The following is a 26,464-nucleotide window of genomic DNA, read 5'->3' on the forward strand; positions in this document are numbered from 1 at the left end:
TTGATCGATCACGCGAGCGCGGCGACGAGGAGCGCAACGGCCGTCGTCGTGATCAGCGCGAGCAGCGCCGTGTGAAGCGTCGTTTCGGCGATCTCCGGATCGCGTCCGGCGAGCGACCCGAGACGGCCGGTCAGTTCTTCGCCCGCAACCGTCGCTGCCGAACCAACACGGACGGCGAGCGCCGCAGTCGACGTCGTGGCTGCCGCAGCGACCGGATGTAACACCCGGTCGACGTCGACCGGCTGGATGCGAGCGAGCCGGGTGCGGAACAGTGCGAATGCGCCGACGCCGGCCGCCGCCACAACGAGCGCTTTTGCGAGTTCGCTCGCAGCGTAGGGCTCGAACCCGTCCGCGTCGCCGGCAAACAGGCCGAGAAACACCTCGGGGAGTATACCGAACAGTATCGAGGGGAGCGCAATGACGACGAGCACGGTCGAGAGCGTTATTCGACTCGGCGCAACCGACAGCGGTTCGGGAGCACGGCGCACGAATGCGTAGTAGCCGAACTTGGCAAACGAGAGTGCCGTCCCGACACTCCCGAGAACGAGTACCCACCAGAGGAGATCCGCACCGGCGTTCTCGACGGCCTTCATCACGAGACCCTTGCTGACGAATCCTGAGAACCCGGGTACCCCTGTGATGGCGAGCGCGGCGATCAAGAACGTCCCGAAAACGACGGGCATCTCCCAGGCCAGCCCTCCGAGTCGTTTGAGCGACGTCTCGCCGGTTCGGACGATGATCGCCCCGGCCACCATGAACAGCAGTCCCTTGTAGAGGACGTTTGCCGTCAGGTGGGCGAACGCGCCGGCGAGTCCGGCGGCCGTTCCGATATCGAGGGCGACGATCATGTACCCGAGCTGTGAGATGATGTGATACGAGAGCAGGCGGCGCATATCCGTCTGGAGTATCGCCTGTGTGACGCCGTAGAATACCATCACAGCGCCCAGCCACGCGACGACCGCGTTGCCGTCGAGAGCGAGTCGGGCGAGGGCATAGACGGCGACCTTCGTAGTGAAGCCAGCCAACACGACGGTCGTGGTGACGTGTGGTCTGGAGTATGTCTCGGGCAGCCACGCATGGAGACCGATGAATCCGAGATTGACGCCGACGCCCGCGAGCGCCAGCACCGTCGGGAGTCCCTCCGTGAAGCCGCCGTCATCGACGAACGTCCCCGCCGTAGCGTAGTGAAGTGCAATGGCCCCAACGAGAAACGCGCCGCCGACAAGGTGGTAGATCGCGTAGCGGAACGCCGGTCGGACGGCGTCGCCGCCGTGGTGCCAGAGGAGTATCGTCGCCGACACAGCGAGTAGTTCCCACGCAACGAGCAGCGTCAGCCAGTCTCCCGCGAGCACCACGGCGACGCCTGCACTCATGTACACCAATGAGTAGGCGCTCTGACGGACGTCAGCTTCGGTCGCGTACCCGTAGAGAACGTTCAGCGCAGCGACGAACCCGAAGAGTGCGGCGACCGGACGCGAGAGGCCGTCGATGCGGACTGGGACTTGCTCGAAACCTAGGGGAGCGATCGTCGGTCCCGCTCCGGTCGGCGCGGCTAGTATCCACGGCACCGTCAGTGCGGCGAGTGCGACTGCGACCACCGTGCCGACACGGCGCGACGCCAGCAGGACGACTACGGCTCCGAGGAGGTACGCCACCCATGGCGGGACGAGCACCAGCACGTCGTTCATCCGAACACCTCCACAACGACGGTCTCCGCGAGCTCCCAAAACGGGAAGAGCGTCGGTGCGATGCCGAGCGCAACGGCAACGCCTACGGTACTCAGAACGGGCACGAGCAGGAGTGGGGACGCTTCCCTACCGGGGGGAGGATGCTTCCACGCTGTGCGGTTGACGTAGCCAACGTCCGTTGTATGTGGTGGCGCGAACGCATGGCGGCTTTCGGGCGTGTCCGCTCCGGGTCGGCCGAAAAAGGCGAGATAGATGATCGGCCAGAAGTAGAGCAGTTTCAATAGCCCGGCGAGGAGGTACGCCCCAACGAACACCGGGGACGGACCCCCTGCCGCCCCGAGGATGAGGTGGAACTTGCTGACGAAGCCGGCAACCAACGGGAAGCCGATGAGTCCGGCCGCGGCGACGGCGAACGCCGTCATCGTCGCTGGAAGGCGACGGCCGACGCCCGCGAGGTTGGAGACATATTTCTCGCCGGTTTCGACGGCGATGACGCCCGCGGCGAGAAAGAGAGTGATCTTCATGAAGGCGTGGGCGACGATATGCAGAAAGGCTCCGAACACCGAAAGAGGCGTTGCAAGCGCGAACCCGAGGGCGATGTACGAAAGCTGGCTCACCGTCGAGTAGGCCAGTCCGCGTTTCAGGTTGTCCTGTCGGAGGCCGATGACGCCCGCGATCACCATCGTGATCGCGGCGGCGACCGCGAGGGGAAGACCGACGCCGAGGTCCCACGTCATGTCCGGGCCAAAGATATAGAGAGTAGTTCGACCGATCGCGAAGACGCCACTTTTCACGACGGCGACGGCGTGGAGCAATCCCGAGACAGGCGTCGGCGCGACCATCGCCGTCGGTAGCCAGCCGTGGAGTGGCATGACAGCAGCCTTGACGCCGAACCCGACGACGAGAAGGGCGAACGCGGCGCGCGTGAGCGTCGGGTCGGCGGTCGTGAGTGCGTCGATGCCGCCCGGAGCGAACCCGACCGAACCGGCAAGAACGCTCACGAGCACGGTTCCGCCGAGCGCGACGACACCACCGCCGAGCGTGTACGCCACGTACGTACGTCCTGCGTCGCGTGCTTCGGGCGACCCGGTGTGGACGACCAGCGGATAGGTGGCAAGCGTCAGCAGTTCGTAGAACACGAACAGTGTGAGGAGATTCGCGGCGAAGGCGACGCCCATTGTCGCCGCGATGCTCGCCGCGAACGCCGCGAAGTACGTGGTCTGAGATCGCTCGTCTAATGCACGAACGTAGCCGATGCTATAGACACTTGTCACGAGCCACAGCGTCGCCGCGAGCAGCGCAAACAGAAGTCCGGCGGCGTCGGCCCGAAGCACGAACGCGACCCCCGCTATCGATCCCAGCGGCATAACGTGGGTCACGGAGGACTGGATCAGCAGCCAGACGGTCACGAGTGTCGCCACCGCCGCCAGCAGCGTCCACGCCTCCCGCAGATTCGGCCGAGCCCGCGATACGGAGACGAATACGATCGCCAGCGCGGGTAGCGCGACCGGCGTAGCCGGCAGTACCGATACGACGTCGGTCACAGCCACCCCTCCACGACGGGGGTAAACCAGTTGGCCAGTTCGGTTGATCCGAGACCGAGTACGACTGTCGTGACGGCCGCGATGATCACGACCACGACGGCGCGGGTGTCGGACAGAGCGCTCGCATTCGCAGCGTTCGTACTGCGGCCGCCGTCAGTCACCCTCCTATTAGCCGACGAACTCTCTGGGGCGAAATACAGTTGTTCGACCACGCGACCAGCGTAGACGAGCGACAGCAGAGTGCTGCCGACGACGACGGCGGTGGTTCCCCATGCGCTGGTCTCGATCGCGGCGAGGGCGAGGTACCACTTGCCGGCGAACCCGACCGTCGGGGGAAGGCCGACGAGTGATGCGAACCCAACGGCGATGGCGGCCGAAAGCACCGGGGCTTCGCGCGCAAGCCCGGCGTAGTCGGCGACAGTTGTCGCCACCAGGTCGCGCTCAAACAGCCCCGCCGCGACGAACAGCCCGCCCTTGGCGACCGCGTTGCCGACAAGGAGGAGGAGTGCTCCGACGACGGCGGCGGTGGTCCCCAGCGCGATTCCGATGGTAACGAGACCGAACTGGAGGACCGAGGAGGTCGCGAGGAGCCGCTGGACGTTCGACTGTCGAAAGGTGAGATACCCACCCACAAGGACGCTGACGACGCCGACCGCGAGCAGACCGGTTCGAGCGAGCGGGGCGGCGGTGAGGAAAGCCACCGTGAACACGTCAAAAACGATACGAACCAGTGCGTAGCCGGCGACGGTCGAGCCGAGCGTCGCGAGCAGCGCCGTCACGTCGAGTGGCGCGGCAGCGTACGCATCGGGTTTCCACGTGTGCAGCGGGAACAACGCGATCTTCACGCTGAGCCCGATCGCAATGAGTACGAACGCCGCGACGACGAGCGGCGAACCGTATCCCGCACTCGCCAGTCCACTCCGAAGACTAGCCATCGCGAGCGTTCCGGTGGCGACGTATGCGTAGCCGACGCCGAGCAGATAGAAGGTTGCGCCGACGGTGCCGACGAGCAGGTAGTGCAACGCGGCGAACGCCGCCGTCGCGCCCCGACGACCTGCGACCAGGGCGTATGCGGCCACCCCGGAGATCTCGAGGAATACGTAGAGATTGAACACATCGGCAGTGACGGTCACACCCGTTAGACCGGCCACGAGGAGCAACCAGAGACTATCGGTCATCCCCGAAACCTCGGAGCGGACGGCGAGGTACAGCGTCGCCGCGGCGACCGCGACGAGCACGACAAAGACGCTTGATACCCCGTCAGCGAGCAACCCGATGCCATAGACGGCGGGCAGCCCGCCGACTACGTACGTGACTGGGCCGTTCGCGGCGACCATGGCGGTGACGGCGATGGCGAGCGCGACCTGCATGAGGAGAACGACGATGGTCGCCCGTCTCGCAGCTATTGGCCACTTTGAGCCAGCGGCGAACGGCACGAGCGAACCTACCAGCGGAACCGCAACCAACAGCGGGAGGACGTGAGTCAGGACCTGCGCACCTCCCTGATCTCGGCTTCGCTATACGTGTCGTACTCGTCGTGGATTCGGGCGACGAGCGCGAGCGCAACGGCGGTAACGCTCACGCCGACGACGATGGCCGTCAGCACGAGGACGTGTGGGAGCGGGTTGACGAATGGGCCGTCCGCCGAGACCAGCGGTGCTCGGCCGCCGGCACGAAAGGCACTCGTGACGAGAAACAGGAACACACCGGTCTGAAAGAGGTTCAGTCCAAGTACCTTTCTCACGAGGTTATCGTCATCGACGAGAACCAACAGCCCAATACCGACGAGGAGGGCGTAAACGACGTACGCGCCGTGGGACGTAAGAAGTGACTCGCTTACGACGACTCCTGCTATCATTGACGCTTTCTCTCCTCAACGGTCGTCGAGAGGGCCACGAACAGCACGATGACGACGGTCCCGACCGTCGCGCCAATGCCGAGCTCGATCGCTTCGGTTGCGTACACCGACGCTTTCGGGATTGGGAGGGTGTCGAACTGGAGGAAGGCTCCGCCGGCGGCGATCCCCGCGAGCGCGACGACGCCGAAAACGACGGGACCGATGACGACGAGTACAAGCAGGCGATTCTCCAACAGCCACGCTGCGGTGGTCGGAACGCCGAACCCAAACGCGAGCATTATGACAGTCGTTGCCGCGACGACACCACCTTGGAATCCCCCTCCAACCGAACTAGTGCCGTGAAACAGCGTGAATAGGGCGAACGTCAGCACGAAAGGCGCGAGGACCCGCACCGTCGCCGTTACAACCGGGCTGTCAGTCCGTGCAGGGGAACTCATACCACCGTCTCCCGACCGAGGACCGCGAGGACCGCGACAGCGGCGGCGAACACGACGCCGATCTCGCCGAACGTATCGAAGCCACGGTAGACAACGAGCACCGCCGTCACGGCGTTGTTGATCCCGCGAGCGGCCGTATCTTCAAGGTAGAACTGGGTGACCGGACCGAACGCAGGCGTCGCTGTCGCCCCGACAGCTGGCAGCGACGGCACGGTAGCGAGAACACCAAGGGTCACGAGGACAGCGGTGGCGATCGATCGTGGTCGAATGCGTTGTGTGTGGGGGGACACTGTGTCCCTGTGGCGCGTCGTTCGCGCTACGAGAAGCAAGAACAGTGCCGTCGTCACGCCCACCCCCACCGCGGCCTCGGTGAAGGCGACGTCGGGCGCACGAAAGACAACCCACACCATTGCGAGGCCGAGGCTGTAGGCGGCGAACGCGATCACGGCGGTCAAGAGCGTTCTCGCAATTGCCGTCACAACCGCAGCCAAGAGGACATATCCGAATATTCCAACTAAAAGGACTGCTGTTGGAGTCACCGCTCTCCTCCTGTAAGCTCCCTCTCGTTGCCAGTACGCGTCCAGGGAGTAGTCCCGCCGAGCATGGCCGCCCTGACGATGGCATGAGTCGCTGTCGGTCCCGTCACCAGAATGAACATCATAAGGAGTGCGATCTTCACCGTTTCGGTCCCGGGGTTGAGAACGACGGCGGCGGCTGCCAGTCCACAGAGCGCGCCGAGCGTCTCGCTCTTTGAGGCCGCGTGAGCGCGAGCGAACACGTCCGGGAGTCGGACGAATCCGACGACCGCGACAAACGAGAAAAATACGCTTACCGCGACGAGAGCGAGCGCCACTATCTCGACGAGGTTCACAACACTTCTCCTCGGCCGATTGAAAAACGCGCGAAGCCGAGCGAGAGCAGGAAATTCAACAGCGCGTACACCAACGCCACGTCGAGGAATCCCGGTTCGTCGAGCGCTGCGCTCAAAAGCGCGATGACGACGACCGTAGCGGTTCCGATGACGTTTGCCGCCACAATCCGGTCGGCGGTCGTCGGTCCGATGGTAATTCGGCGAAACAAACTCATCGCGAGACCGACGAGGACGGACGCTCCTATCAAAAGACCAGTCGAAACGAGCTCGGACGTCATGAGTGTTCTCCGTCCCGCTGTATGGAAGCTACCTCATCGCCGGTGACAAACGCAACCGACTGGGCAAGCGCCCCCTCCAGCAACTCGTCCCGTGTCGCCTCAGTCAGCGCGTGAACGAGAAGGTCATCGTCAAGCACGTCGAGCGTCACAGTTCCGGGCGTCAACGTGATACTATTCGCCAGCAGTGCGCGAGCGAACCGACCCTCAGGTGCAGGAACGCGAACGACGAACGGATCAATCGGGAGACTTGGATGGAGCACGACTGCCGCCAGCGACAGGTTCGCCCGGATTACTGCGACTAGGAGCACCGGAACGAAAACGAGGGCACGCATACTCGCTGTGACAGTCTCGACTGTTGGTGCTCGCTCGAAGACAATATCCCCGAGAACAGCTGCGACAACCGCTGCGCTCACCAGTCCGGTCACAATGTCGAAAATATCTGATGGATCTCCGAGCGTGAGATAGAATATGAACGCGATAATTCCCGTCCCGCCAAAGCGCGTGACTAGTCCTGATGTACTTTCCGATGGTTTGTTCACCAAATGGGTTGTCCCGTTCTCTCATCGTGTCCGTTGTTATATCTCATCCCGTACTGTCCGTTTTCCGCGTACTAATAGAGTCTACAATCCTATTAGACCATATCGGTAGTATAGTACTGGATTTTATATTGGAACGGGACGTGTGACATTCATGCACATAGAATTCAAGCAACTGGTAGAGATGCATGAGAGGTGACTTTCGTTTTCCTAGACGACTCTGGTTGGTCATTACGGGACTTTTGGTTATTTTCATGCTAGTTTTCACTCTCGTCGCCGCTATCAGCATTCTAAGCATAACACAGAGCGCTATCTTTGAACAGCTAACGTTTTTCGAGGCTGTAGAATTGTACCTTATAGAATCAGCTACATTAGTTATATTCAGCTACTTGTTGTACCGAGTTACGATTCACCTCGTACGGAGCCAGAACAAGGAACTCCAATGAAGCGGCCGTGAATCGTCCCATCGACGACCGAGAACAAACCGTGCATTGGCTGCTGATAAAGCGGTCGGATATCGACCCTAAATAAACGAGATATTCTAACGCGTCGTCGGAACACCCGACGAAGAGACCGAGGCCAGCATGTGGAGCCGTACTTTAGTGAGCTTATAGCAAGGATCATACTTACATCCACGTTCTTCGCTCAGGCGACGCCAAAATCTGTGTTTTCGAATGATACGGTGGTTCAGTTGGGTCCACTACTTCACTTGCACAGATTTAGCATACTTCTTCGTTCGCTGTAATCGCCCTAGCAAACGATAAATCGGATGGGAAGCGTATTGAGAGCTAAGAGCATGTACGACCGTATCACAATCGCTATCGATGGGAGCGACGAAGCCAAATACGCGGCCAAACGTGGGCTTGAACTTGCACTGACTCTCAATGCAACTGTCGATGCACTTTATGTGGTCCCACAGAAATCGCTCCAGCTTACACAGACAACCGAAGAGCAAACACGACTTCGAGACCGCGGCGAGGCGTTTCTCTCTGAAATCGAGGAGCTTGCGTCAGAGATCGACTATCCCATTGTAACAGCACTATCTGAAGGCAAACCGGCTGTGCAGATCAGTAAACATGCATCCGACCAGAATACTAACCTTATCATCATCGGGCGCCAGGGAATAACTGGATTGGGTAAGCGTTTTCTTGGCGGTGTCAGCGAGCAAGTTCTTTATCAGAGCGATGTGCCGGTATTCGTCATCCCTGATACTGATCAGATAACCGAATACTGTCGGATTCTCATTCCGACGGACGGGAGTGGAAATGCCGAGGTAGCGGCGCCGTTTGGTGCAACCATAGCTCAGTTCTACGATTCAGAGATTCACGTTCTAAATGTTGTAGACATACAGGCAGCGGGGGGTGTGTTTAACGCAGGTGGACTCGAGAAAGAGTTTATCGAACGACTCGAAGCGAGAGGACAGAAGGCTGTCAAGCGGACCGTAACCGGGATTGATGACACAACACCTAATGCTAATGTGCAAACTAATATCAAACGGATGACTTCATTTGAGGGGGTTGCTGCTGGCATCCGTGAATACGCCGAAGGCAACGATATTGACCTTATTGTTATGGGATCTCACGGGCGATCGAACCTTCGGCGTCAACTTCTTGGGAACGTAGCCTCAACTATACTCAGAACTGTTGATGTTCCAGTATTGATTGTAAAAAGGACCTGATAATATAAGGGGTTTCTCTGCAGACTATTGCATATGTAGATGCTGAGTCGCGAGATATAGAGAGATCCAGCCTTTGTTGAAACCTTTGCTGAGAAACATGCTCTGTGAGTAGCGCGATGGATGATGGATTGCCCCCCGAAATTTCAATTTCTCCACTTCGTCGAACGTGCGATAGCGCTGGCTCGCCGTGTAGTAGCTTGCTTCTCAACACGCTATTCGTGGAAGCGATTCACGCTGCGTCAGTAAGTCATCTTGCTCTGTCTGAAAGCGAAGAAAACGATCACTTACTGCGGCCTCGTAGACGAAATCATCAAGATGCCCTCCATCCGTGACACCCTCGCTCTTGATTCAATCCACGTATCCTCGACGTTCTGTAAGGCGTTCGACTACCTGCAGGCCAACTCTTTGACCTGCTCACTATTAACTAAACAGTACCCCTTCTCTCTACTTCACTTCCCAAATCGTTGGCATTGCCCTATCATACTCATCAAATCCAAGATATTGTACACCATGGATATCCAACAAACTAATAGAGGGTCAAAATTTCCAGCTCTAAGGGTTCCTCCTAGCGATAATAGCGCACCGAAATATAATCCAGGAAGATCAGGGCTACTCTATCTCTAATGCAGGTCCTAGCCGTCATATGAGTAACCCAGTGATGCCCGCCTACTTCGAAGTATATCGAGACACAGATGTCGGTTGGCGATGGCAGTTCATCACGAAAACTGGGCCGTCATTGCTGACTCCTATCAATACTACAAGCACAAAGAAGAGGCACTCGTGGAAATTGAGACTGACGCTCTCAATGCATGATCAGTATGATCTCAAAGTTGACACGCTCTCTGGTGATGAATAGATAGCGAATATAGGTCAGGCGGGCGTAGCGATGACGCGGACAGCCGTTATCGATGTAGCTTTGATAGCGCCTCCGTTCTAAGGGAGGAATATGTACGACAACATCTTGGTTCCGACAGACGGGAGTCATGGGGCGAACGCCGCGCTCGAGCACGGCATAGAAATCGCTGGGTTGAGTCGTTTAGTGTGGAAGTGACGAACCAAGCAAGAAGGAAATATTATACACGCTGAATCTTCTCATTCGTGGTCGTAAGATTGCCGAGGAGATGGTCGCCGAAGACGAGAACGAGGAGTGCACCGACGAGGTCGAAACCGAGGTCGAAAGCCACATCGGCCCGCCCATAGGAAACGAGGATTGGCTCGACCCCGATGTACTTTGCTATCGCGTGAATGGCGTACTCGAACGCTTCCCAGAGGACCCCGAGACAGACCACGACCGCGATAACTCGTGGATAAGGGTCACGCCCCCGGCGGCGAGCCGCCGCGAAGACAACCCCACCGAGAAGCGTCGCGGAGGACGTGTGCGTGACGTTGTCCCACCACCAGACGTCATCGTACGGTCCGAGCATCCCGACGGCGTGGGCGAGCATACCGGTGTTCACGTAGAGGCGTTGCCATTCCTTGAACTCGATATCGTAGCGACGTTCGATGCAGGGAGAGAGATGGGTGACGAGAAGCGCACAAGCGGCGTTGACGACCGCACCCGGGTTCCGTTGACGAAGCCCGACGACGAACACGACGAAGATACCGGCCTGAAGCCCGCGTTCGGCCGCTTGTCCTACGAATCGCAGCATGGTCTTCGTCGAGTAAGATGTCCTGGGGGGATGAAAACATCGGCAGGAAGCCGAGAACACGTCATTACGAAAACCCGTGCCCGCTCAAATAGCGGGCGGGCACGCGTGCCAGCACCTGGTCCGGAAGCGATTGGATGAGTGAGTGGCCGACGAGCCACGTGGCAACACTCGGGAGGAGCCGTCTAACGGCAGTGTAAATGGTCGCAACGACCACCGCCGAAACGATCAGCCAGCGAACTGCGCCGTCGAGCACAATCAGGAGCGAGACGGCAACCACAACCGATAGGAGGAGGTCCTCGGGAGCGCCGTCGTACCGCACCCAGCGGCGGGGCGCGAGCCATTCGCCGCGGTGATGGTCGTAAACGGCGCGGTCGGAGGTTGCCTCCCATGGACGCAGCTCCAGCCCCCCGCCGAAAATGTCCATGACGCTGTGGACGGCCGCGCCGAGCAGGAGACAAGCCGTGGCAACCGTAGGTGCCGTCGGGACAAGTACCACGAACGGAACCGCCGCGACGGCAGCAAGCGAGAAGTACGTCGGGTAGTGGAGGGTCCTTCGGTGATCGACGTACAGATCGAGGTCCGGAACGATACCGCCGAGGAATCCCGCCAGCAGTGCGATGGCAGCGAACTCGGGGACCATGAGAGAAACGGGTATCGCAAGCGCCAGGCCGACCAGCGCGTGCGTCGGGAGCATCATTAGAGAATAGACAGGGGCTACACCCGTTTGAGGCCATCGGTGGTTCATTGGGCTGAACTCGTGAATCGTCTTGCGACGGGAAGTCCGCCCGGACACACGCCGCGATATGCTCCCCGCTAACCAGATAGATCGGGACGCCAACGCCCGGATCTGTCGCCGATTGCTGCCGAGTAAGACCCCTCAGCTTTTGTATATCCGAAAGCATTCTTCCTCTATGAGCGGACTCCGCTGGTTACAAATGTCGGAGGAGGAACTGGATGAGTTCCTTGGCGACGGCGGCACGGGTATCCTCTCGTTTTCGACCGGGAGCGACGAGCCGCCGCTTTCGCTCCCTGTCTCGTATGGCTACCTCGCGGATACCGGCCGCTTTCACTACCGACTCGCGATCCCGGAGGATAGCTCCAAGGAGCGATACCTCGATCGACCCGTCTCGTTCGTCGTCCACGACCACACGGACGAAGGATGGCGCAGCGTCATCGCGAGCGGCAAACTCGAAGATCTCACGGAGCTTCCCTACGAAGCCGATGCCCTCCAGGAGCGTTGGGGGGTCGATATCCCGCTGGTCGACATCTTCGAGAAGCCCCCGGACGACGTGACATTCCGGCAGTTCCGTCTCGACCCTGAGCGACTAAGTGGTCGAAAAGAAGTCAAGACATAGTTAGATCGTGGGTCGTTGGTACCGGGGAGTATTGTCGGCAGTCATCCGCGCCACTCGGAGGCCAGTTCGTCGCGCGTTCGAGCGTCGAATGTTCCGTCCCGAAAGACGGTCACGCGTCCGTTCTCGGCACTGAGTGTGACCGTCGCGACCACTTCGTCCCGGGCGGAGGTTTCGAGCGCGCTCATGTGGCGCGAGCCCATCCACTCTGCGTATTTCAGATCTGGAGCCTCGGCCCGATCAGCCATCCCGGTCGAGGAGGGGTCCCTGAACCGAACCATCTGGCGCTGGATAATGCCGTCGACACCGATGACGACCGCGCCGTCACGCGAGCGAGCGATCTCTCGCGTCGTCTCGTAGAAGGTGGTAATGCCCCCACGGACCCGCCAGCAGTTGTCGGTGGGCCAGATGTTCTCGCCGATCGGATCGGCGTATCCACGGAGCGAGTGGCCCGATACGATGGCGAAGTAGACGCCCGGTCCACGAACGTACGGCTCGTCCCAGCGCTCGTACCCGAGGCTCAGATCCTCCAGACAGTACAGCACGATGTCGAGAAGCTCCCGTACCGGTGGGTGGTGTCCGTAATCGATAGTGAGTGGATGGGGGTCGACCATGCCCGCTTCTTTCCTTCGAACCGGTAAGTACGTTGTCGGCCTCGTATTGGTGTTATTTTAGGTGATGAATTTATGGAGATAGGTTTCGGATAGCCTTTTATGCAGCGGAATGCCGTAGTTCTACCATAAAAATACTAGCTCCGGTCAACATCTCCGAACAGAGCCGCGAAGCCCTCCGGTTCGCTGCGGAGATGGTGCGTGCCTTTGAGGGTGAAATCTATGTTATCCACATCACTGATGTACGGGGAAGCTACACCGAGGAACTCCTCGACAAAGCTCGGATGGTACTAGAGGAGGAAGGATCGACGAGGACCCGAAAGTAATAATGAATCTCACCCTCCATCGACCGAAGTCCTCCGACCGGATCGGACCAGTGATTCTCGGGAGTGCGGCCGAGACGGTCGTCCGCGCGGCCGAGATACCCGTAACGATAATCCCATAGTGCGTATCCGGAATGAGCGCCGGTGCCCGAGCACTAATTCGGTGGCGGAGGAGTCTTCGTTTTAGCTGACCCGAACCCGTTATCTATCGAACACTCATTTGAAGATGGTCGTGAGCGAACACATATTATCCTTCCAAATACATCGAGTTCTCGGAATAGGACAACTATGAAAAATGTGTACTATTTCAAGGTTTTTCAGGAGGTCTCTCTTACTCCGGGCACGATAGCGGTCAGCAAAGTTGTTCGGGACCAAGCGAAGGGCTAAGCTGACTGAAGACATATATTTCGATACGAAAGCAGAACTCATGTGATCCGTGTCCGAATAACCACATCAACCATAGTCAATTGAAGCCTGAAGCAACTCGTCCCCGAGACGAGATATCGACAGCGCGAAATAAATCGAGTCAGTCCCGGACTCGCATCCAGAAGCGTGAGGAGGCCTATGTCTGCCCGGAGTGTCGCGGCCGCCTCGTTGACGACGACGGGCATGGCGAGACAACCTGTGTCGATTGCGGCCTTGTGGTTAGGACAGGGGAGACCGATCGCGGACCGGAATGGCACGCTTATGAACAGGCAGAACGTGTCCAGAAATCGAGGGTGGGGTCCCCCATGACGAACATGATGCACGATAAGGGTTTGTCGAGTCAAATCGGATGGCAGAATAGAGACGCCAGCGGGAACGTGCTCTCCACACGCCAGCGGATGACGATGCACCGGCTTCGGACATGGGACGAGCGCTTTCGCACTCGCAATTCGAAGGAGCGTAACCTGAAGCAAGCTCTTGGCGAGATCGACCGAATGTCAAGTTCACTCGGTCTTCCAGAGCCTATTCGCGAGACCGCCTCGGTGATCTACCGCCGCGCTCTAGCGAGTGACCTTTTGCCGGGGCGATCTATTGAAGCTATTGCCACCGCTGCACTCCATGCTGCTGCCCGACAGGCGGGTATCCCACGAACCGTCGACGAAGTCGCGGCAGTCAGTCGCGTTGACGAAATGGAGTTCAAGCGTGCCTACCGCTATATTGTGCGAGAACTTCATCTCGAGATCGCGCCGCCTGACCCCGAACAGTATGTTTCACGGTTCGCGTCGGAGTTGAGTCTCTCGGAGGAGACCGAAATCCGTGCTCGCGAGCTCCTTCGAATAGCCGAGGAGAACGAACTTCAAAGCGGAAAGAGTCCCGTTGGGTTGGCGGCTGCGGCGCTCTACGCGGCCGCACTCCTTACTGACGAAAAACTCACTCAGGATGATGTCTCGGTGGTCGCGGACGTGAGTAGCGTCACGATTCGTAATCACTATCGAGAACTCTTAGAGGCTGATAGCAAGTCGCCCTCGATGGATAACGAGAGGCTGCAAAGATACTGATTTTACTGGGCTACTCGGCCACCGTCAACTGAAAGCGGATGAGCGGTCACGTAGGAGGCTTCATCCGAACAGAGCCACACCACAGCGTTCGCGACTTCTTCAGGTTGTCCCATCCGACGCATAGGTGTATATTCTACCACTTCCTTCGAATCTACCGACGGATCATCGGTCATTGGCGTCTCAATGGGGCCAGGACACACGGCGTTCACCCGGATCCCATCTTCAGCATACTCAAGGCCAGCCGCTCGTGTAAGTCCGATAACGCCATGCTTGCTCGCAACGTAGTTTGCGATTCCTGGAAACCCAACCAGTCCGGCTTCGGAAGCGGTGTTGACGATCGCTCCACCACCGTCTTCAAGCATTGCTGGGATTTCGTGCTTCAACCCGAGCCACACGCCCTTTAGATTCACATTCAACAATGCATCCCAGTCAGACTCATCGAGGTCGGTTAGCGGGTCGAAGCCTGTAAGAATCCCTGCGTTGTTGTGGACCACGTCGAGACTGCCATAGTTTTCGACCGCCGCATCTACCATCTTAGAGACGTCATCATCGTTTGTAACGTCCGTCTGCACGAACATCGCCTCACCCCCTTCGTCTTCGATTATATCTACTGTGTCATTCCCACCCTCTTCAACAAGGTCTGCAACAACAACGCTTGCCCCCTCTTCGGCAAAGCGTCGTGCAGTTGCCCGACCAATACCACTACTGGCACCTGTGACGATCGCCGACTTGCTGTCCATTCTGTGCATGGTCGATGATATGATGTATTTGCGCTATTCAAGAAGATGGTCGCTTACTATCAATGTTGTATATAACCAGCCAGAGCAGATTGTTCCTATTTAAGGACATGACAAATAGACCAATTTTCTCTTGGAGTCAGCGATAGTATTATCGTTGATCGATCGAACTATCGGATCTGATCTTGGGCTTCAGAATCTAATTCATCCATATCAATACTTGTTCAGGCGGGCTTCGACCCTCTCTGTCCTATATGCGATGTAATCGGCACAGACCTACTTGAATCGGTAAATGAGTTTTTCCGCCAGCGCACGGTATACTGGGTTTAACGTGGTATTCACTTTGCTACGGCAAGATGGGATCAGACACTCATCACTCCATTTACCATAATCGTTTGCTGGCACAGAGTAACGGCTATATCAACGTTACACATGGTCAACAAGGGATTTTATTTGATCGTTCAAGCTTGAAATCATTTAACTCATGATATTGAGGATATGGCAGAAATAAGGCCCTTCATCTATATCAAATCAATCAAAGCCGAGAAACAAACCCTATAGCATACTGAGTTGAGAAACAGGGTGCTGGTAGTTTGCGCTATTCTTGCTGAGCAGTGGTGGAGAAGGAAAGGGAATAGCATACCTCTCGATCGCCAAGTAGGAAGTCCTTACGAATTAAACAGCAATTGCTAGTTCTAGTGTGATGTATCTCGCCAATTCGACAGATCTAGATCTTGTGAGGTATATATTGTGAGTAACGCTGTTCTGGACCGATTCGGAGCTCAGTTGTGCTTCTCGATTACCTTACAATTGTAACTGGAACCTGGGACCGACGCGCAACAGTCTCGGCTACGCTACCGAGAAGAACACGTGATACACCAGAGCGGCCGTGGCTGCCCATAATGACGTGATCGGTCTTCCCTTCATCTACATAGCTAAGAATCGCGGTTGCCGGCAGACGTGGAACCGGTTCGACAGCCGTCGCCGTCGTTATCTCAACACCGAATTCATCAGCGAGATTGGTGGCTTTGGTATACAATCGTTTCGTCTCTTTGAGAATCTGTTCGTACTCCTCTTCAGTGTGGACTAACTGGCCATCACCGTAACGTGTTTCAAATGGGTCTATTGCATGGAGAACAGTGATTTCCGCATCAGGGAACGTTTCTAGGGCATATTGTAATGCCTTCGTCGATTGCGATGATGCATCGATTGGTACCAGCAAACGAGGACCCCCCTCGCGCTGATGGGTCCTAATGATCGTTGTAGGGACCGGCGAGCGGCGTGCAACTGTTTCGGCTACGCTGCCGAACAGGATTCGAGAACCGAGTTCACGTCCATGACTGCCTATGACTAACTCATCGATTTCATGTTCCTCTACGTATTTTACGATCGCGCGCGCAGGGCGGCCAACTACTGTTCTGGACGATACTGCCCCCTCATGGTCCGCAACCACTTCGTTTAATGCCTCAAAAAGCTGGTAAGGATCCTTACTGGTGGTTCCGTATTTGGTTGGCCACGAACCAGCTACGTGTAGCAGAGTAAGGTCTTCCTGAGGAAACGCCGCCAATGCATACTCGAGTGCAGCTTCAGAAAGCGGCGAACCCTCGATCGGGATGAGAACTTGGTCGGTCATACCCACTATCTACTGTGTCGTGCGGTCTCAAACACACCTAACCTGATATATAGTGGTTGTTTAAATAGAATCCCCGGGTTATCCTTTCAAAGAAACATCGCATGGCCACCCTGATGTTGTGGCCAAGTCGTAGCTATAATCTTCACCCCCTAAGATTATGATTCTGCAGAACAGAGTAGGCTCCATGTACAGTCACATTCTTGTCCCAACTGATGGAAGTGAGCATGCTTATCGCGGGGTCGAGCGCGGTTTAGAACTCGCCCAAGAACACGATGCACACCTCCACGTTCTTTTCGTAGTGGATGAAAGCGTCTACGGTTCGACGCCAGCCCTCAGCAGTTACGAAGCGTTCCTCGAGAACGTCGCGGATATGGCCGAAGACCTCGTTGAGGACATCGTCGAAGATGCCACCGAACAGGGCATTGATTCGACTATGTCCGTCCTTCGTGGTGTCCCATACAAAGAGATCCTAAAATATCCTGAGTTACACGAGATTGACCTCATCGTGATGGGGAAACGCGGAGCCACGGGCGTCGAACCACCCCATATTGGCTCGGTTACGGACCGGGTCCTCAGGGAGGCTGATATTCCTGTCATTCCCGTCTAAGAGTTACTCCGCACTCACGACTCGCCTTTTTGTCCATTCGTACCATACCATGTTTGCTTAGCTCGTCGACCGTTCTCTTTCCATTATTTGTCGCGCGTTGACGGCCATCACCGGCATTTCGGCGTGTCTGATGACTCGTTCGGTGGTGCTTCCGAGGAGATAGCGATTGAGGCCCGTTCGGCCGGTCGTACCCATCGTGATGAGATCAACGTCGTTCTCGTCGGCGTATGCGAGCAGATCGCTCGCCGGCAGGCCCTCGTGGACACTCGTCGTCACATCGAGCCCTGCGTCCGCGGCGCGGTCGGCGATCGTCCCGGTGGCACGTTCACCCTCGGTTTCAAAACGCTTGACCAGCTCCGACGGTGCGGAGTAGTCCGGAGTGAATGTTATCGCTCCAACATCCACGACATTGACGGCATGAACGTGAGCCTTGGCCTGTTTCGCGATCTCGATGCCATGGTTGATGGCGGTGCTCGAGGCATCGCTGCCGTCGGTCGGGATCATAACCTCCTCGTAGCCCTTAGCGAGCTCGCTTTTCTCGACTGCTTTGACCGTTAGCACTGGACACGAAGCACGGCGTACGACGTGTTCGGTGATGCTGCCCATGACGTACCGACTGACTCCAGTCCGGCCATGCGTGCCCATCGCAATAAGGTCAATATCGTGCTTATCCACGTACTCGATAATCGCATCGGCGGGTTTTCCTCTGAGTACTGCGGTTCGCAGTGGCTCGATTTCCTCAAGGGTACCCTTTGTTGTCTCCATTGCCCGCTCATTTTCAGCCTCGATACGCTCGATGAATTGGCGATCGACGCCACCAGCGTCGAACATGCCACCGGCTGTTTGAACATCGGCGGCACTAACGAGATGGACTGTCGAATCAAACATCCGTGCGAGATAGCGAGCGTGTTCAGCGGCCCGAATTGCGTGCTCACTGCCGTCGGTCGGAACGAGAATCGTATCGTACATCATCCCATGAATCGGGCTGTTAGAGCATAAATTTGGTCGGTAGTTCCGGAGCACGGAGAATGGGCCTTTGAATTCATGTTTTGTTCGACCGTAGTGGCCAAGTCGCTTCGATTTGAAGCCAAAGAGAATTGGGTCGTTCATCGCATCATTCACGCCGTGAGTAAGAGATTTCACAAGTCTTGTTGAATAGATAGTGTGTTTGTGATAGTCCCAGATATCGGGGATCGTGAACTTCTCCAAAGTGGCAAACACTGACCAAATTCAAGGAATCTATCTATTGCTTCAGTGAATCCGTCGGGATTCTCCATGTTCAACGTGTGGCTGGCATCTGATATCACGTATGCCTCTATATCTGGAATATGCTGTTCCAGCGTCTTCGCCTGACGGAACACTGAATCGCTCTCGAACTCTCCATTGAGCACCAGCGTCGGGACATATTGCCTCTAAGTTCACTATCCTGAAGTCGTATATCGCTCCGAAAATCTTGTTATAATCTTCGATGGTGAACGCTGCCCTCTGCTCCAGAACGTACGACTGGACATACTCGTTACGACCAAACCAACTTTCACCTCGCGTAAACGTCGCCAGTCGAAATGCGAGATCAACCCACCACTTGGGGCCGAGTAAGCGAACAGTAACCATCATTGCCCATTTCGGGAAAAACACTGTCTGGATCGTAGCTGACAGTGGGATCTAACAATATGTTCTAATTTGTAAAATATTTGATTATTGATGGCAAATAGAACAGCCTGAAATATAATGCTCTATTCCTAATTGGAGACAGATTGTTGGTCTGTTGGGCTTCCTATGTAGTACTTAAATTTGAGGAATATATTTACATTACGGATCTATTGATGGTGGGTCGTTCGACATTCGTACGGTAAGGACTGGAACGCTGGCGAGTCTGACGACACGCTCGGCCACGCTACCGATGAGATACCGTCTGATTCCACGCCGACCGTGGGTGCCCATGACGATCAAGTCGATATCGTGTTTGTCAGCGTATTCAAGAATCGCGATAGCGGGCGACCCTTCGAGAATAGTTGCTTCTATTGAACAGACTCCTGCTGCTTCCGCTTGGTCGACAGCCTCGTCGATTGCTTCTTGTCCTGCTTTCTCGAAGGCTGCGTATAGCCTTTCTAGGTCGACCTCGGTATACGGTGGGTGAAGATCCACGACATGAATCACATGTAATGCGGAATCGTACGTCTTCGCGAGATCGACACCCTGTTTCGCTGCTAAGGTTGCACCCTCGCTCCCGTCGGTTGGTATCAAAATTCGAGTGTACATATTTGGACCACGATCAAATTATGGAAGTCAAACTATATGAATGGCCCGTTGGTATTTCTTTATTGCATTTGGGTGAGCTATCTCAGTCCGGAATTTATTCTCAAGAATAGCTCACAGGAATACTAGATGATGTTTTTTTTGGTGTTGAGACGGCTTCGATTACAGAGTAACGAGAATTGGTTACAGAAATTCGCGGTCGTTTTAATTGGCAGAGCATAGCAGTTACTGGCCCAGTAAAAAGAGTAAATAGTAGTGGAGATCAATGGGAACATCTACTGAACACATTAGAGGACAATGGTTGGTTTATGAAAGCTTTTCAGCGATCTAATGCAATTGATTCTATCCATGGATGGGAGTTACAGATTGAAGAAATCAAGGGGCTAGAAAGAAAAGAAGGTGATTATGAATAGTGATAACTATTTATAAAATATATGACTGAGCTGTCCGACTCAGAGGCGCTGTCTAATTGAAAACCTCCTTGGCCGGCGTACGTCAACCGAGCGCTTGGTTCGGTCTATCGTAATTATAATACTGCTTGAACCGTCGCAGTCAGCCCCGTGCGCTAGCCGGACTAGGGGTGAGGAAACGGTTATCAGGGCGGTCGAAGCTTATGAGACGAGAATCCCATAGCGCATAGGTGGGATGGATATCGACGACCGAGCACCGAATCACGAAACAGGTTCTTAGAGTTCGGTTTTCCCTTCCTTACGGGTCGTGAATTCGGTGGGTACGAGCCGATAGAATCCGAACGACACTTCCTTCGGGGGTTTTCCAAATATATCGATGAGCGGGATGTGGGTTCGTTCGAGCCCTTGGAGAGCTTCGATACCGGTCGACTCGTCGGTGGTTTCCTCCAATGCCCCTGTCGCGATAACACTGCGCCAGCCCGTCTCCACTTGGCCGTACGTGACGAACGAAACGACACGGCCAGCGAGGTCGCCTTTTACGCTGTCCGAACTAAGTGCCAATCGAAAGTAAAAGACCGACTCGGTCTGATCGTAACCGTACGAAACCGGTCTTGAATACGGCGCTGGCTCGTCCGTCGTGAGCGACAGCACACCGGTACCGCTGGCACCGAGAAGTTCGTCTCGTTCGTTGGAATTCATCTCCTCAATATCGATGTCGTCCATATAGTGATCACGACACGGATCAATAAAACTCCATCTTTGGAGAAGGAGCGCTCTCAAACCGAATGCTTCTCCCGCACTCAAGACGATGAGAACAGCAACTCTGCTTCAAACTCCCCAATCACATCGTTGAGCCCGTCGGCTATCACCATTGTGTGAACATCGGCCGAGATTGTTCGTTCTTCGTTCTGTTCGTCAAACCGGACGACTATTCCAATTTGCTGTTTTTCTGTGACGACTAGCTTGCCGACATCTTCTTGCTTGATGGAGGAATAGAGTGAGTAAATGTACAACCGGATCCTGCTTGCCACCGATGGAACGATCGCATCGGCGAATGCCGAATCCCATGCTATAGACCTTGCAGCGACTCACGATGCCGACCTGTACGTGCTTTACGTTGTCGACGAGAGCGTCTATACAGCATACAGCGGCGACGAGTACGTCAATGAGGCGGAAGGACCGGAGCATGGCCTCACGGAACACGGGCAGGAGACGCTCGATAGGGTACACGCTGTCGCAAACGACAATGGCGTCGAGTTCGTCGAGACGCTCAGACACGGTGGGCCAGTCAAAACCATCATCGAATACGGCGATGACCAAGACGTAGATCTAATCGTTCTCGGAACGAAACATCGTTCGGCGGAGTACCGCGCGCTCCTCGGCAGCGTCACCGACCGCGTGCTCAGGTTGACGGCTCGACCGACACTTGTAATTAAAACTGAAGCTGATAGCAGAGAATAGAATCCCAGTGGGAGTCAGAAATGGCAGCGAACATCGATACGACCTTTTTCGGGCGTAACTCGGCGTCGCGATGGGCGGCGCAGGGACCGACGTCGCCCTCGACACTGCCAACGTAGTGCTGATGGGCGACGACCTCAGCAAGATCCCCTACGTTCTCGGCCTCGGACGCAAGACCCGCCGAACGCTCACTATCAATCTCGCCATCGCCTTCGGCGCGGGTATGAGCACGCTTGTGATCGGATTAGTATCGTCCCAAGCCTCTCTGAGAGAGATCTCTCCTTGGGTCAATACGCTGCTCTAGTCCGAGTGATTGGAAGTGTCGCCTTCGTCGGTATCGGTCTCTACGTTACGTGGTACACCCTGCGGTCATTTGGATTCATATCAGTCGGTTCATCTCTGGGTTAACAGCGTGTCTATAGTACGTTTCGCTACTATATTCGGATGGGTCACAAAGAGACTGAGTGCCTCTATTTGGCTCACTCAATATCATCCCAAGCACCGACATCGCTTCGGCGGAGTTCACCCGTGGCCTGCCAGACACGTGGCCGAAATGTGATCCCAGCGAGGAGCGCATAGAACCCTCCGATGAAGGTAATCACAATCCAGCCTGGTAGCATGCCGATTGCGGCGCTTGCAGGCCAATTCTGCCCCCCTGAGATGAAGTGAATTCGGACCAGCCAGGCTACGAGTAGTACCGTAACTAAGGGAAGGTATACTCGGCGAAGCCGATGTGCAATTGCTTCCTCATAGGAGATTTTCGTCCGGGGTACCCGATAGTCACGTGAGAGTCGCGGACGCCAATCCGGGTCTTCAATCCCCTGCGATGGGTCGAGCGAGTATGCGAACACATTCCGCTGGAGGATTCGAACTCGAGAGCGCCACATATCGTATCCCCGATAGCGACGGGCCTCAATGATGAGGAAGACCGTCACCATCACAACACCCACGAGAATAAGGTAGTGTGGCTGATCCGAACCCGAGAACGCATACGTAAGAATGGCTGCAATGAGCGTTACCGCCCAATTTGAGGTTCGATCGAGACGCTCACGCCAGAGCTTCATCCGGTGGATCTCACCTCGATAGAGGTGTGCCATCGCCGATCCAGGTGCACTCGACTCCTCAAAGAATCCTCGGCCCATCGTCCGGGCCTCTTCACTTACTGCATCAAATGAGGTATCCTGGTCATATTCATTCTCCTCTGAGTTTGAGTCACCGTCTTCTCTTGAATTTGATTGCGAGTCACTCATCAGATGTGAGAATTTCATATGAGGCTTCTTCTGTGGGTATGTTATTCGCGTAAGTTGTCATTTAATGCCTTCTATGGTAGTATTATAGCGAGTCAAGAACGCGCTCGAATCGGTCCGAAACATCCATCGCTATCGAGCTAAGATTTGAATTGTCAGTAACTCCAATGAGCTGATTCGGGTCGATCGCACTCACGATAACCTGCTTATCGTCTTTTTCGTAGACAATGACATTACATGGAAGAAGTGCCCCGAGTTCAGGCTCCTCTTCAAGGCCCTGGTAAGCTAGTTCGGGGTTGCATGCTCCGAGGATCCGATACTGGCGGAATTCCTCATTGAGCTTCTCCGCGAATGTCGCCTGCACATCAATGTCACAGAGAACGCCAAACCCTTCGTTTTCGAGCGCGCTGATCGTCTGTTCGATGACGTCGTTGAACTGTCCGTCTACCTGTTTCTGCGTTGTGTAACTCATGGCAATTGGGTCTTGGTCGTGTATCTGTTCGGTGAGTGGAACTCAGACGAGTAGTTGGACATCGGCGCTGGCCATACGCTGGAGCGCCGTTGCAGCGCCGACACCGGTTTCGACCCCGTCATAGAACTCCTCTTCGTCGTAATCCATGAGGTCGATAGTCATCTGACAGGCCTGTAGGTCGACACCCTGGTCAATCGAGACATCGATGAGCTCTTCGATGGTCGCTGTTCCGTTGTCGGCAATTTTCCTGTTCATCATCTTCGTCGCCATTGAGTCCATCCCTGGGAGCGATGCGATAGCGTTCGGTACTGGCATGCTGGGATTCCCCACCGCTGAGAGTTTGAGGTTCTTCGACTTTTCCTCATGGAGAATATCCAGCCCCCAGAACGTATGGAACACTGTGACATCCCAACCGAAGGCAGCGGCCGTCGAGGCGAGGATGAGTGGCGGATACGCCATATCCAGCGTTCCCTTCGTCGACACGATTACCATCGACGTCTCATCGTCAGCGATGTCAGCTTTGACGTCCGCGAGTTCTTCCCGTAGCTCTTGGACCTCTGTAGCGAGTTCTGCCGCGGACAAGTCTTCAGGCGCGTCAACCGGCTCAGCTGTTTCCTGATTATCCGAAGTTTCCGATATATCCGTACTCATTCTGTTTTGCGCGCGTAGTGTTTGAAGACGTCCCCGTCTTCGACCTGCTCGAGGAGTTCGACACCTTCGGTCGTCTCTGCCCAGCCGGCGATGTCGCTCATGCTCCCGGAATCAGTAGCGAGCACCTCCAGCACCTCGCCTTCTTTCAGGTCATCGATAGCGCCTTTCGTCTTTACGACAGGCATTGGACACGATTCGCCTTTCACGTCGAGAGTTTCGGAGACAGTGTATTCCGTATTCATTCTGAATTAGCCCGTTTTGTAGTGGGCTCACTCCACAATATTACTGGGTGACTGAAAAGTGTGTCGATTCTTGGGTAATCAGCGCACTATTCTAAGAGAGAATTAAGGCATAGATCGTCTTTAGGTTGACTTCACGCGTATCTGAACACATGTATCGGTAGCTGTATTGCAGTAATTTTGAATTACTATGCGAACCCTTATACGAAAGGATGGGATATTGGGAGGTACAGATGGACGCTCCGGAATCGAACACGGAAGTAGAATCGATCCCACCTGAAGAAGTCAAGCAACGCATCGATAACGGCGAGCACGTCGATATCCTCGATGCGCGTGCCGAAAGCGAGTTTGAGGAGTGGCAAATAGACGGTGATAACGTCGAAATCGTCAATATTCCCTACTTCGAACTGCTTGAGGGAGTCAGCGACGAACAACTCGAGCGCATTCCAAAAGGCGATCCAACCATCGTTGTCTGCGCGAAGGGTGGCTCAAGCGAGTACGTCGCTGGTCAACTTCTTGAGGAAGGAGTGAACGCCGCGAACCTTGGAGCTGGCATGAAGGGTTGGGCGCGGATCTACGAGTATCGCGAGCTCGAGGTTGATACCGAGGCAACGGTTGCCCAGTATCAACGTCCCTCCAGTGGTTGTCTGGCGTATATGGTCGTCAGTGACGGCGAGGCTGCCGTCATCGATCCTCTGCGAGCGTTTGTCGATGACTACATTGCTGACGCGCGAGCGATGGGTGCGGAGATTAGATATGCGGTCGACACTCATATCCACGCTGATCACGTTAGCGGCGTTCGCGAACTCGCTGCCGAGACAGGCGCACGTGTTGTCCTCCCTGAACCCGCAGTTGAGCGTGGTATTGAGTACGATATTGACTACCAGACGGTCACCGATGGTGACGCGCTCTCGGTCGGTGCTATCGAGGTTGACGTGCTCCATACCCCCGGTCACACGTCGGGTATGACCTCTTACCTTGTCGATGACGCTGTGCTCCTCACCGGCGACGGGCTCTTCACCGAGAGTGTAGCACGGCCGGACCTCGAAGGCGCTAATAACGAAGCGGCTCGCGAGGCTGCGGCGGAGTTGTACGATACTCTTCAGTCGAAGATCCTTGGATTGAACGAAGATGTGCTGATCGCCCCAGCGCATTTCAGTGATGCCGCAACACCGCTGGAAGACGGCACCTACGCCGCTCGGCTCGGCGACTTGAAGACTCGAATGGATGCGCTGTCGATGGGGCGAGATGAGTTCGTCGAGTTTATCCTCTCGGACATGCCACCGCGCCCCTCGAATTATGAAGAGATCATCGGTACGAATCTCGGTCAGCAGGCGACCGATGACGAGGAGGCATTCGAACTCGAACTCGGGCCGAACAACTGTGCCGCCAGCAGCGACGCAATGACGAGTAACTAATGACGGAGTTTTTGAACTAAGCAAATGGATATAACCACACTCCCGTTGGTCGCGCTTGCCGACCTGTTCCCGCGAGGCATCGCTCAATATGCACTCGGCGGATTGCTTATCGGCCTCGGCGTCGCCGTGATCTACTTGTCGACAGGCATTATCGCAGGCGCGAGTACGTTCCTCGAGTCGACGCTGTCGTACGTCTCGACAGTCCCCCGGTTCAACCGGGTGAAGTACCTTGCCTCTCGAAACTGGCGTGTCGTATTTACGCTAGGTATCGTCGGTGGAGCCGCTATCTACGCACTCGCTCTCGGTGAGTTCGGCTGGACGACCAATGTACAGTGGTGGCGCCTCCTCGGCGGTGGATTCCTCGTTGGTGTGGGAACACGGGTCGGGAAGGGGTGCACCTCCGGGCACGGCGTCTGTGGAGTCGGTTCACTGTCCCAAACCTCACTTGTGAACGTTGGGACGTTCATGGTCGTCGCCATTGGCACGGCCCAAGTCGTCGCCGCAATGGGGGTGGCACCATGAGCGGTGATGACGACCACGGATTCGCGTCTACACTCGCAATCCTGCTCGGGGGCCTCGTGTTCGGGTTTGGACTCGGACTCAGTGGAATGGCAAAACCTGAAATCGTACTGGACTTCCTCCAGTTCCGCGACTTCGGCCTGTTGTTCGTCATGGGCGGGGCCGCTGTCGTCTCAGGAGTGACGTTCTTCGTCGCGACGAATTTCCTCAACCATGCACCTTTGACCGGACGCAGGTACACTCGCCGCCTGAAGACATTCGATAAGAACGTTCCTATCGGCGGAGTAATCTTCGGGGTCGGTTGGGGGCTTTCAGGGATCTGTCCCGGAGCAGCGTACGCAAGCGTTGGTCTCGGCAACGTTGCCATCTTGTGGGCTATCCTCGGGATGTTCCTCGGGGCATACGCTCAGGGCTTTGTTCGTTCCTCTCGCACTGACGAGAGTGATGCCGTAACTGCTACCTCCAGCGACTGAACACCTCATGATTCGAAATAACAACTCGCCAGGAA

At 56.1% G+C, this 26,464-nt stretch carries 31 protein-coding genes and 1 pseudogene; 11 read left to right on the forward strand and 21 right to left on the reverse strand.

From position 1 onward, the window contains the following. Positions 1-8: 8 nt before the first annotated feature. The 9 genes from C447_RS00565 to C447_RS00605 all read right to left on the reverse strand — a co-directional run bounded on the left by C447_RS00565 (position 9) and on the right by C447_RS00605 (position 7,215). Positions 9-1,688, reverse strand: coding sequence for a proton-conducting transporter transmembrane domain-containing protein (locus C447_RS00565; protein WP_007689790.1), 1,680 nt, complete (start codon positions 1,686-1,688; stop codon positions 9-11). Further along, positions 1,685-3,232: a proton-conducting transporter transmembrane domain-containing protein gene (locus C447_RS00570; RefSeq protein ID WP_044955835.1), complete on the reverse strand. Its 1,548-nt coding sequence runs from the start codon at positions 3,230-3,232 to the stop codon at positions 1,685-1,687. The genes C447_RS00565 and C447_RS00570 overlap by 4 nt, the downstream gene beginning before the upstream one ends. Then, entirely contained in the window at positions 3,229-4,602 is a 1,374-nt protein-coding gene (locus tag C447_RS00575; protein ID WP_007689792.1) for a proton-conducting transporter transmembrane domain-containing protein, read from the reverse strand. Before C447_RS00575 ends, C447_RS00570 begins: the two co-directional genes overlap by 4 nt. A gap of 113 nt (positions 4,603-4,715) precedes the next feature. After that, positions 4,716-5,090: a cation:proton antiporter subunit C gene (locus tag C447_RS00580; protein ID WP_007689793.1), complete on the reverse strand. Its 375-nt coding sequence runs from the start codon at positions 5,088-5,090 to the stop codon at positions 4,716-4,718. Further along, positions 5,087-5,527, reverse strand: a complete 441-nt coding sequence (locus C447_RS17010) for an MnhB domain-containing protein (RefSeq protein WP_079255010.1) — start codon at positions 5,525-5,527, stop codon at positions 5,087-5,089. Before C447_RS17010 ends, C447_RS00580 begins: the two co-directional genes overlap by 4 nt. Then, positions 5,524-6,066 carry a DUF4040 domain-containing protein gene (locus tag C447_RS00590; protein ID WP_044955833.1) on the reverse strand — a complete coding sequence of 181 codons (543 nt, stop codon included), beginning with the start codon at positions 6,064-6,066 and terminating at the stop codon, positions 5,524-5,526. The genes C447_RS17010 and C447_RS00590 overlap by 4 nt, the downstream gene beginning before the upstream one ends. Beyond that, a complete protein-coding gene (gene mnhG / locus C447_RS00595) occupies positions 6,063-6,398 on the reverse strand; it encodes a monovalent cation/H(+) antiporter subunit G (RefSeq protein ID WP_007689796.1) in 336 nt (111 codons plus the stop codon). The genes C447_RS00590 and mnhG overlap by 4 nt, the downstream gene beginning before the upstream one ends. Continuing rightward, entirely contained in the window at positions 6,395-6,676 is a 282-nt protein-coding gene (locus tag C447_RS00600) for a monovalent cation/H+ antiporter complex subunit F (RefSeq protein WP_007689797.1), read from the reverse strand. The genes mnhG and C447_RS00600 overlap by 4 nt, the downstream gene beginning before the upstream one ends. After that, a complete protein-coding gene (locus tag C447_RS00605; RefSeq protein ID WP_237713351.1) occupies positions 6,673-7,215 on the reverse strand; it encodes a Na+/H+ antiporter subunit E in 543 nt (180 codons plus the stop codon). The genes C447_RS00600 and C447_RS00605 overlap by 4 nt, the downstream gene beginning before the upstream one ends. A 793-nt stretch (positions 7,216-8,008) precedes the next feature. On the opposite strand from C447_RS00605, the gene C447_RS00615 reads away from it, so the two are divergent. Next, entirely contained in the window at positions 8,009-8,890 is an 882-nt protein-coding gene (locus C447_RS00615) for a universal stress protein (RefSeq protein WP_049904289.1), read from the forward strand. Positions 8,891-9,836: 946 nt separating this feature from the next. Further along, on the forward strand, positions 9,837-9,941 hold the full coding sequence (locus tag C447_RS17015) for a universal stress protein (protein ID WP_079254991.1): 105 nt from the start codon (positions 9,837-9,839) through the stop codon (positions 9,939-9,941). 22 nt (positions 9,942-9,963) lie between these two features. On the opposite strand, the gene C447_RS00620 is transcribed toward C447_RS17015, so the two are convergent. Both C447_RS00620 and C447_RS00625 read right to left on the reverse strand, forming a co-directional pair. Then, positions 9,964-10,539 (reverse strand): hypothetical protein, encoded by a 576-nt coding sequence (locus tag C447_RS00620; RefSeq protein ID WP_007689802.1) that lies wholly within the window; start codon positions 10,537-10,539, stop codon positions 9,964-9,966. A gap of 64 nt (positions 10,540-10,603) precedes the next feature. After that, positions 10,604-11,236 carry a hypothetical protein gene (locus C447_RS00625; RefSeq protein ID WP_007689803.1) on the reverse strand — a complete coding sequence of 211 codons (633 nt, stop codon included), beginning with the start codon at positions 11,234-11,236 and terminating at the stop codon, positions 10,604-10,606. Between the two features lie 214 nt (positions 11,237-11,450). Between C447_RS00625 and C447_RS00630 the strand changes: the two genes are divergently transcribed. Further along, entirely contained in the window at positions 11,451-11,894 is a 444-nt protein-coding gene (locus tag C447_RS00630) for a pyridoxamine 5'-phosphate oxidase family protein (RefSeq protein WP_029601662.1), read from the forward strand. A gap of 41 nt (positions 11,895-11,935) precedes the next feature. Here C447_RS00630 and C447_RS00635 read toward each other — a convergent pair whose 3' ends face one another. Next, positions 11,936-12,505, reverse strand: coding sequence for a diadenylate cyclase (locus C447_RS00635; RefSeq protein WP_007689807.1), 570 nt, complete (start codon positions 12,503-12,505; stop codon positions 11,936-11,938). A 149-nt stretch (positions 12,506-12,654) separates the two neighbouring features. Between C447_RS00635 and C447_RS18475 the strand changes: the two genes are divergently transcribed. Both C447_RS18475 and C447_RS00645 read left to right on the forward strand, forming a co-directional pair. Beyond that, on the forward strand, positions 12,655-12,828 hold the full coding sequence (locus C447_RS18475; RefSeq protein ID WP_237713302.1) for a universal stress protein: 174 nt from the start codon (positions 12,655-12,657) through the stop codon (positions 12,826-12,828). A gap of 539 nt (positions 12,829-13,367) precedes the next feature. Beyond that, complete coding sequence (locus C447_RS00645; protein ID WP_237713303.1) at positions 13,368-14,309, forward strand: transcription initiation factor IIB; 942 nt, start codon at positions 13,368-13,370, stop codon at positions 14,307-14,309. A 2-nt stretch (positions 14,310-14,311) separates the two neighbouring features. On the opposite strand, the gene C447_RS00650 is transcribed toward C447_RS00645, so the two are convergent. Both C447_RS00650 and C447_RS17020 read right to left on the reverse strand, forming a co-directional pair. Beyond that, positions 14,312-15,058 carry an SDR family NAD(P)-dependent oxidoreductase gene (locus C447_RS00650; RefSeq protein WP_029601664.1) on the reverse strand — a complete coding sequence of 249 codons (747 nt, stop codon included), beginning with the start codon at positions 15,056-15,058 and terminating at the stop codon, positions 14,312-14,314. A 787-nt stretch (positions 15,059-15,845) separates the two neighbouring features. Then, complete coding sequence (locus C447_RS17020) at positions 15,846-16,679, reverse strand: universal stress protein (RefSeq protein WP_080505364.1); 834 nt, start codon at positions 16,677-16,679, stop codon at positions 15,846-15,848. Positions 16,680-16,863: 184 nt separating this feature from the next. Between C447_RS17020 and C447_RS00660 the strand changes: the two genes are divergently transcribed. Next, the gene (locus tag C447_RS00660; protein ID WP_029601862.1) at positions 16,864-17,286 is read left to right on the forward strand and encodes a universal stress protein; all 423 of its coding nucleotides are present in this window, start codon (positions 16,864-16,866) and stop codon (positions 17,284-17,286) included. A 57-nt stretch (positions 17,287-17,343) separates the two neighbouring features. Here the strand turns inward: C447_RS00660 and C447_RS00665 are convergent, their stop codons facing one another. From C447_RS00665 to C447_RS00670, 3 genes are all read right to left on the reverse strand, one after another. Next, a complete protein-coding gene (locus tag C447_RS00665) occupies positions 17,344-18,255 on the reverse strand; it encodes a universal stress protein (protein ID WP_029601861.1) in 912 nt (303 codons plus the stop codon). Between the two features lie 840 nt (positions 18,256-19,095). After that, a complete protein-coding gene (locus tag C447_RS17025) occupies positions 19,096-19,545 on the reverse strand; it encodes a universal stress protein (protein WP_007689828.1) in 450 nt (149 codons plus the stop codon). Between the two features lie 683 nt (positions 19,546-20,228). Continuing rightward, on the reverse strand, positions 20,229-20,675 hold the full coding sequence (locus C447_RS00670) for a pyridoxamine 5'-phosphate oxidase family protein (protein ID WP_007689829.1): 447 nt from the start codon (positions 20,673-20,675) through the stop codon (positions 20,229-20,231). Between the two features lie 282 nt (positions 20,676-20,957). Here C447_RS00670 and C447_RS00680 point away from each other — a divergent pair, with 282 nt between their 5' ends. Together C447_RS00680 and C447_RS00685 are read left to right on the forward strand one after the other, a co-directional pair. Beyond that, entirely contained in the window at positions 20,958-21,413 is a 456-nt protein-coding gene (locus tag C447_RS00680; RefSeq protein WP_007689831.1) for a universal stress protein, read from the forward strand. Positions 21,414-21,471: 58 nt separating this feature from the next. After that, positions 21,472-21,660: pseudogene (locus C447_RS00685) on the forward strand (ATPase P); the annotation flags it as partial. Between the two features lie 229 nt (positions 21,661-21,889). Here C447_RS00685 and C447_RS00690 read toward each other — a convergent pair. The 4 genes from C447_RS00690 to C447_RS00705 all read right to left on the reverse strand — a co-directional run bounded on the left by C447_RS00690 (position 21,890) and on the right by C447_RS00705 (position 24,022). After that, positions 21,890-22,552 (reverse strand): DUF2270 domain-containing protein, encoded by a 663-nt coding sequence (locus C447_RS00690; RefSeq protein ID WP_202799090.1) that lies wholly within the window; start codon positions 22,550-22,552, stop codon positions 21,890-21,892. Positions 22,553-22,742: 190 nt separating this feature from the next. Continuing rightward, positions 22,743-23,129: a DUF302 domain-containing protein gene (locus C447_RS00695; protein WP_007689834.1), complete on the reverse strand. Its 387-nt coding sequence runs from the start codon at positions 23,127-23,129 to the stop codon at positions 22,743-22,745. Positions 23,130-23,171: 42 nt separating this feature from the next. Next, positions 23,172-23,780 (reverse strand): DsrE/DsrF/DrsH-like family protein, encoded by a 609-nt coding sequence (locus C447_RS00700; protein ID WP_007689836.1) that lies wholly within the window; start codon positions 23,778-23,780, stop codon positions 23,172-23,174. Next, positions 23,777-24,022, reverse strand: coding sequence for a sulfurtransferase TusA family protein (locus C447_RS00705; protein ID WP_007689837.1), 246 nt, complete (start codon positions 24,020-24,022; stop codon positions 23,777-23,779). The genes C447_RS00700 and C447_RS00705 overlap by 4 nt, the downstream gene beginning before the upstream one ends. Before the next feature lie 230 nt (positions 24,023-24,252). Here C447_RS00705 and C447_RS00710 point away from each other — a divergent pair, with 230 nt between their 5' ends. From C447_RS00710 to C447_RS00720, 3 genes are read left to right on the forward strand one after another with little or no spacing between them, the layout of a single operon-like run. Beyond that, positions 24,253-25,437 (forward strand): MBL fold metallo-hydrolase, encoded by a 1,185-nt coding sequence (locus C447_RS00710; RefSeq protein WP_029601668.1) that lies wholly within the window; start codon positions 24,253-24,255, stop codon positions 25,435-25,437. Positions 25,438-25,461: 24 nt separating this feature from the next. Further along, positions 25,462-25,959: a YeeE/YedE family protein gene (locus C447_RS00715; RefSeq protein ID WP_007689841.1), complete on the forward strand. Its 498-nt coding sequence runs from the start codon at positions 25,462-25,464 to the stop codon at positions 25,957-25,959. Next, a complete protein-coding gene (locus C447_RS00720; RefSeq protein WP_007689844.1) occupies positions 25,956-26,429 on the forward strand; it encodes a YeeE/YedE family protein in 474 nt (157 codons plus the stop codon). The genes C447_RS00715 and C447_RS00720 overlap by 4 nt, the downstream gene beginning before the upstream one ends. The last annotated feature ends 35 nt before the right edge of the window (positions 26,430-26,464 follow it).

This window comes from Halococcus hamelinensis 100A6, from assembly GCF_000336675.1.
Lineage (GTDB): Archaea > Halobacteriota > Halobacteria > Halobacteriales > Halococcaceae > Halococcus > Halococcus hamelinensis.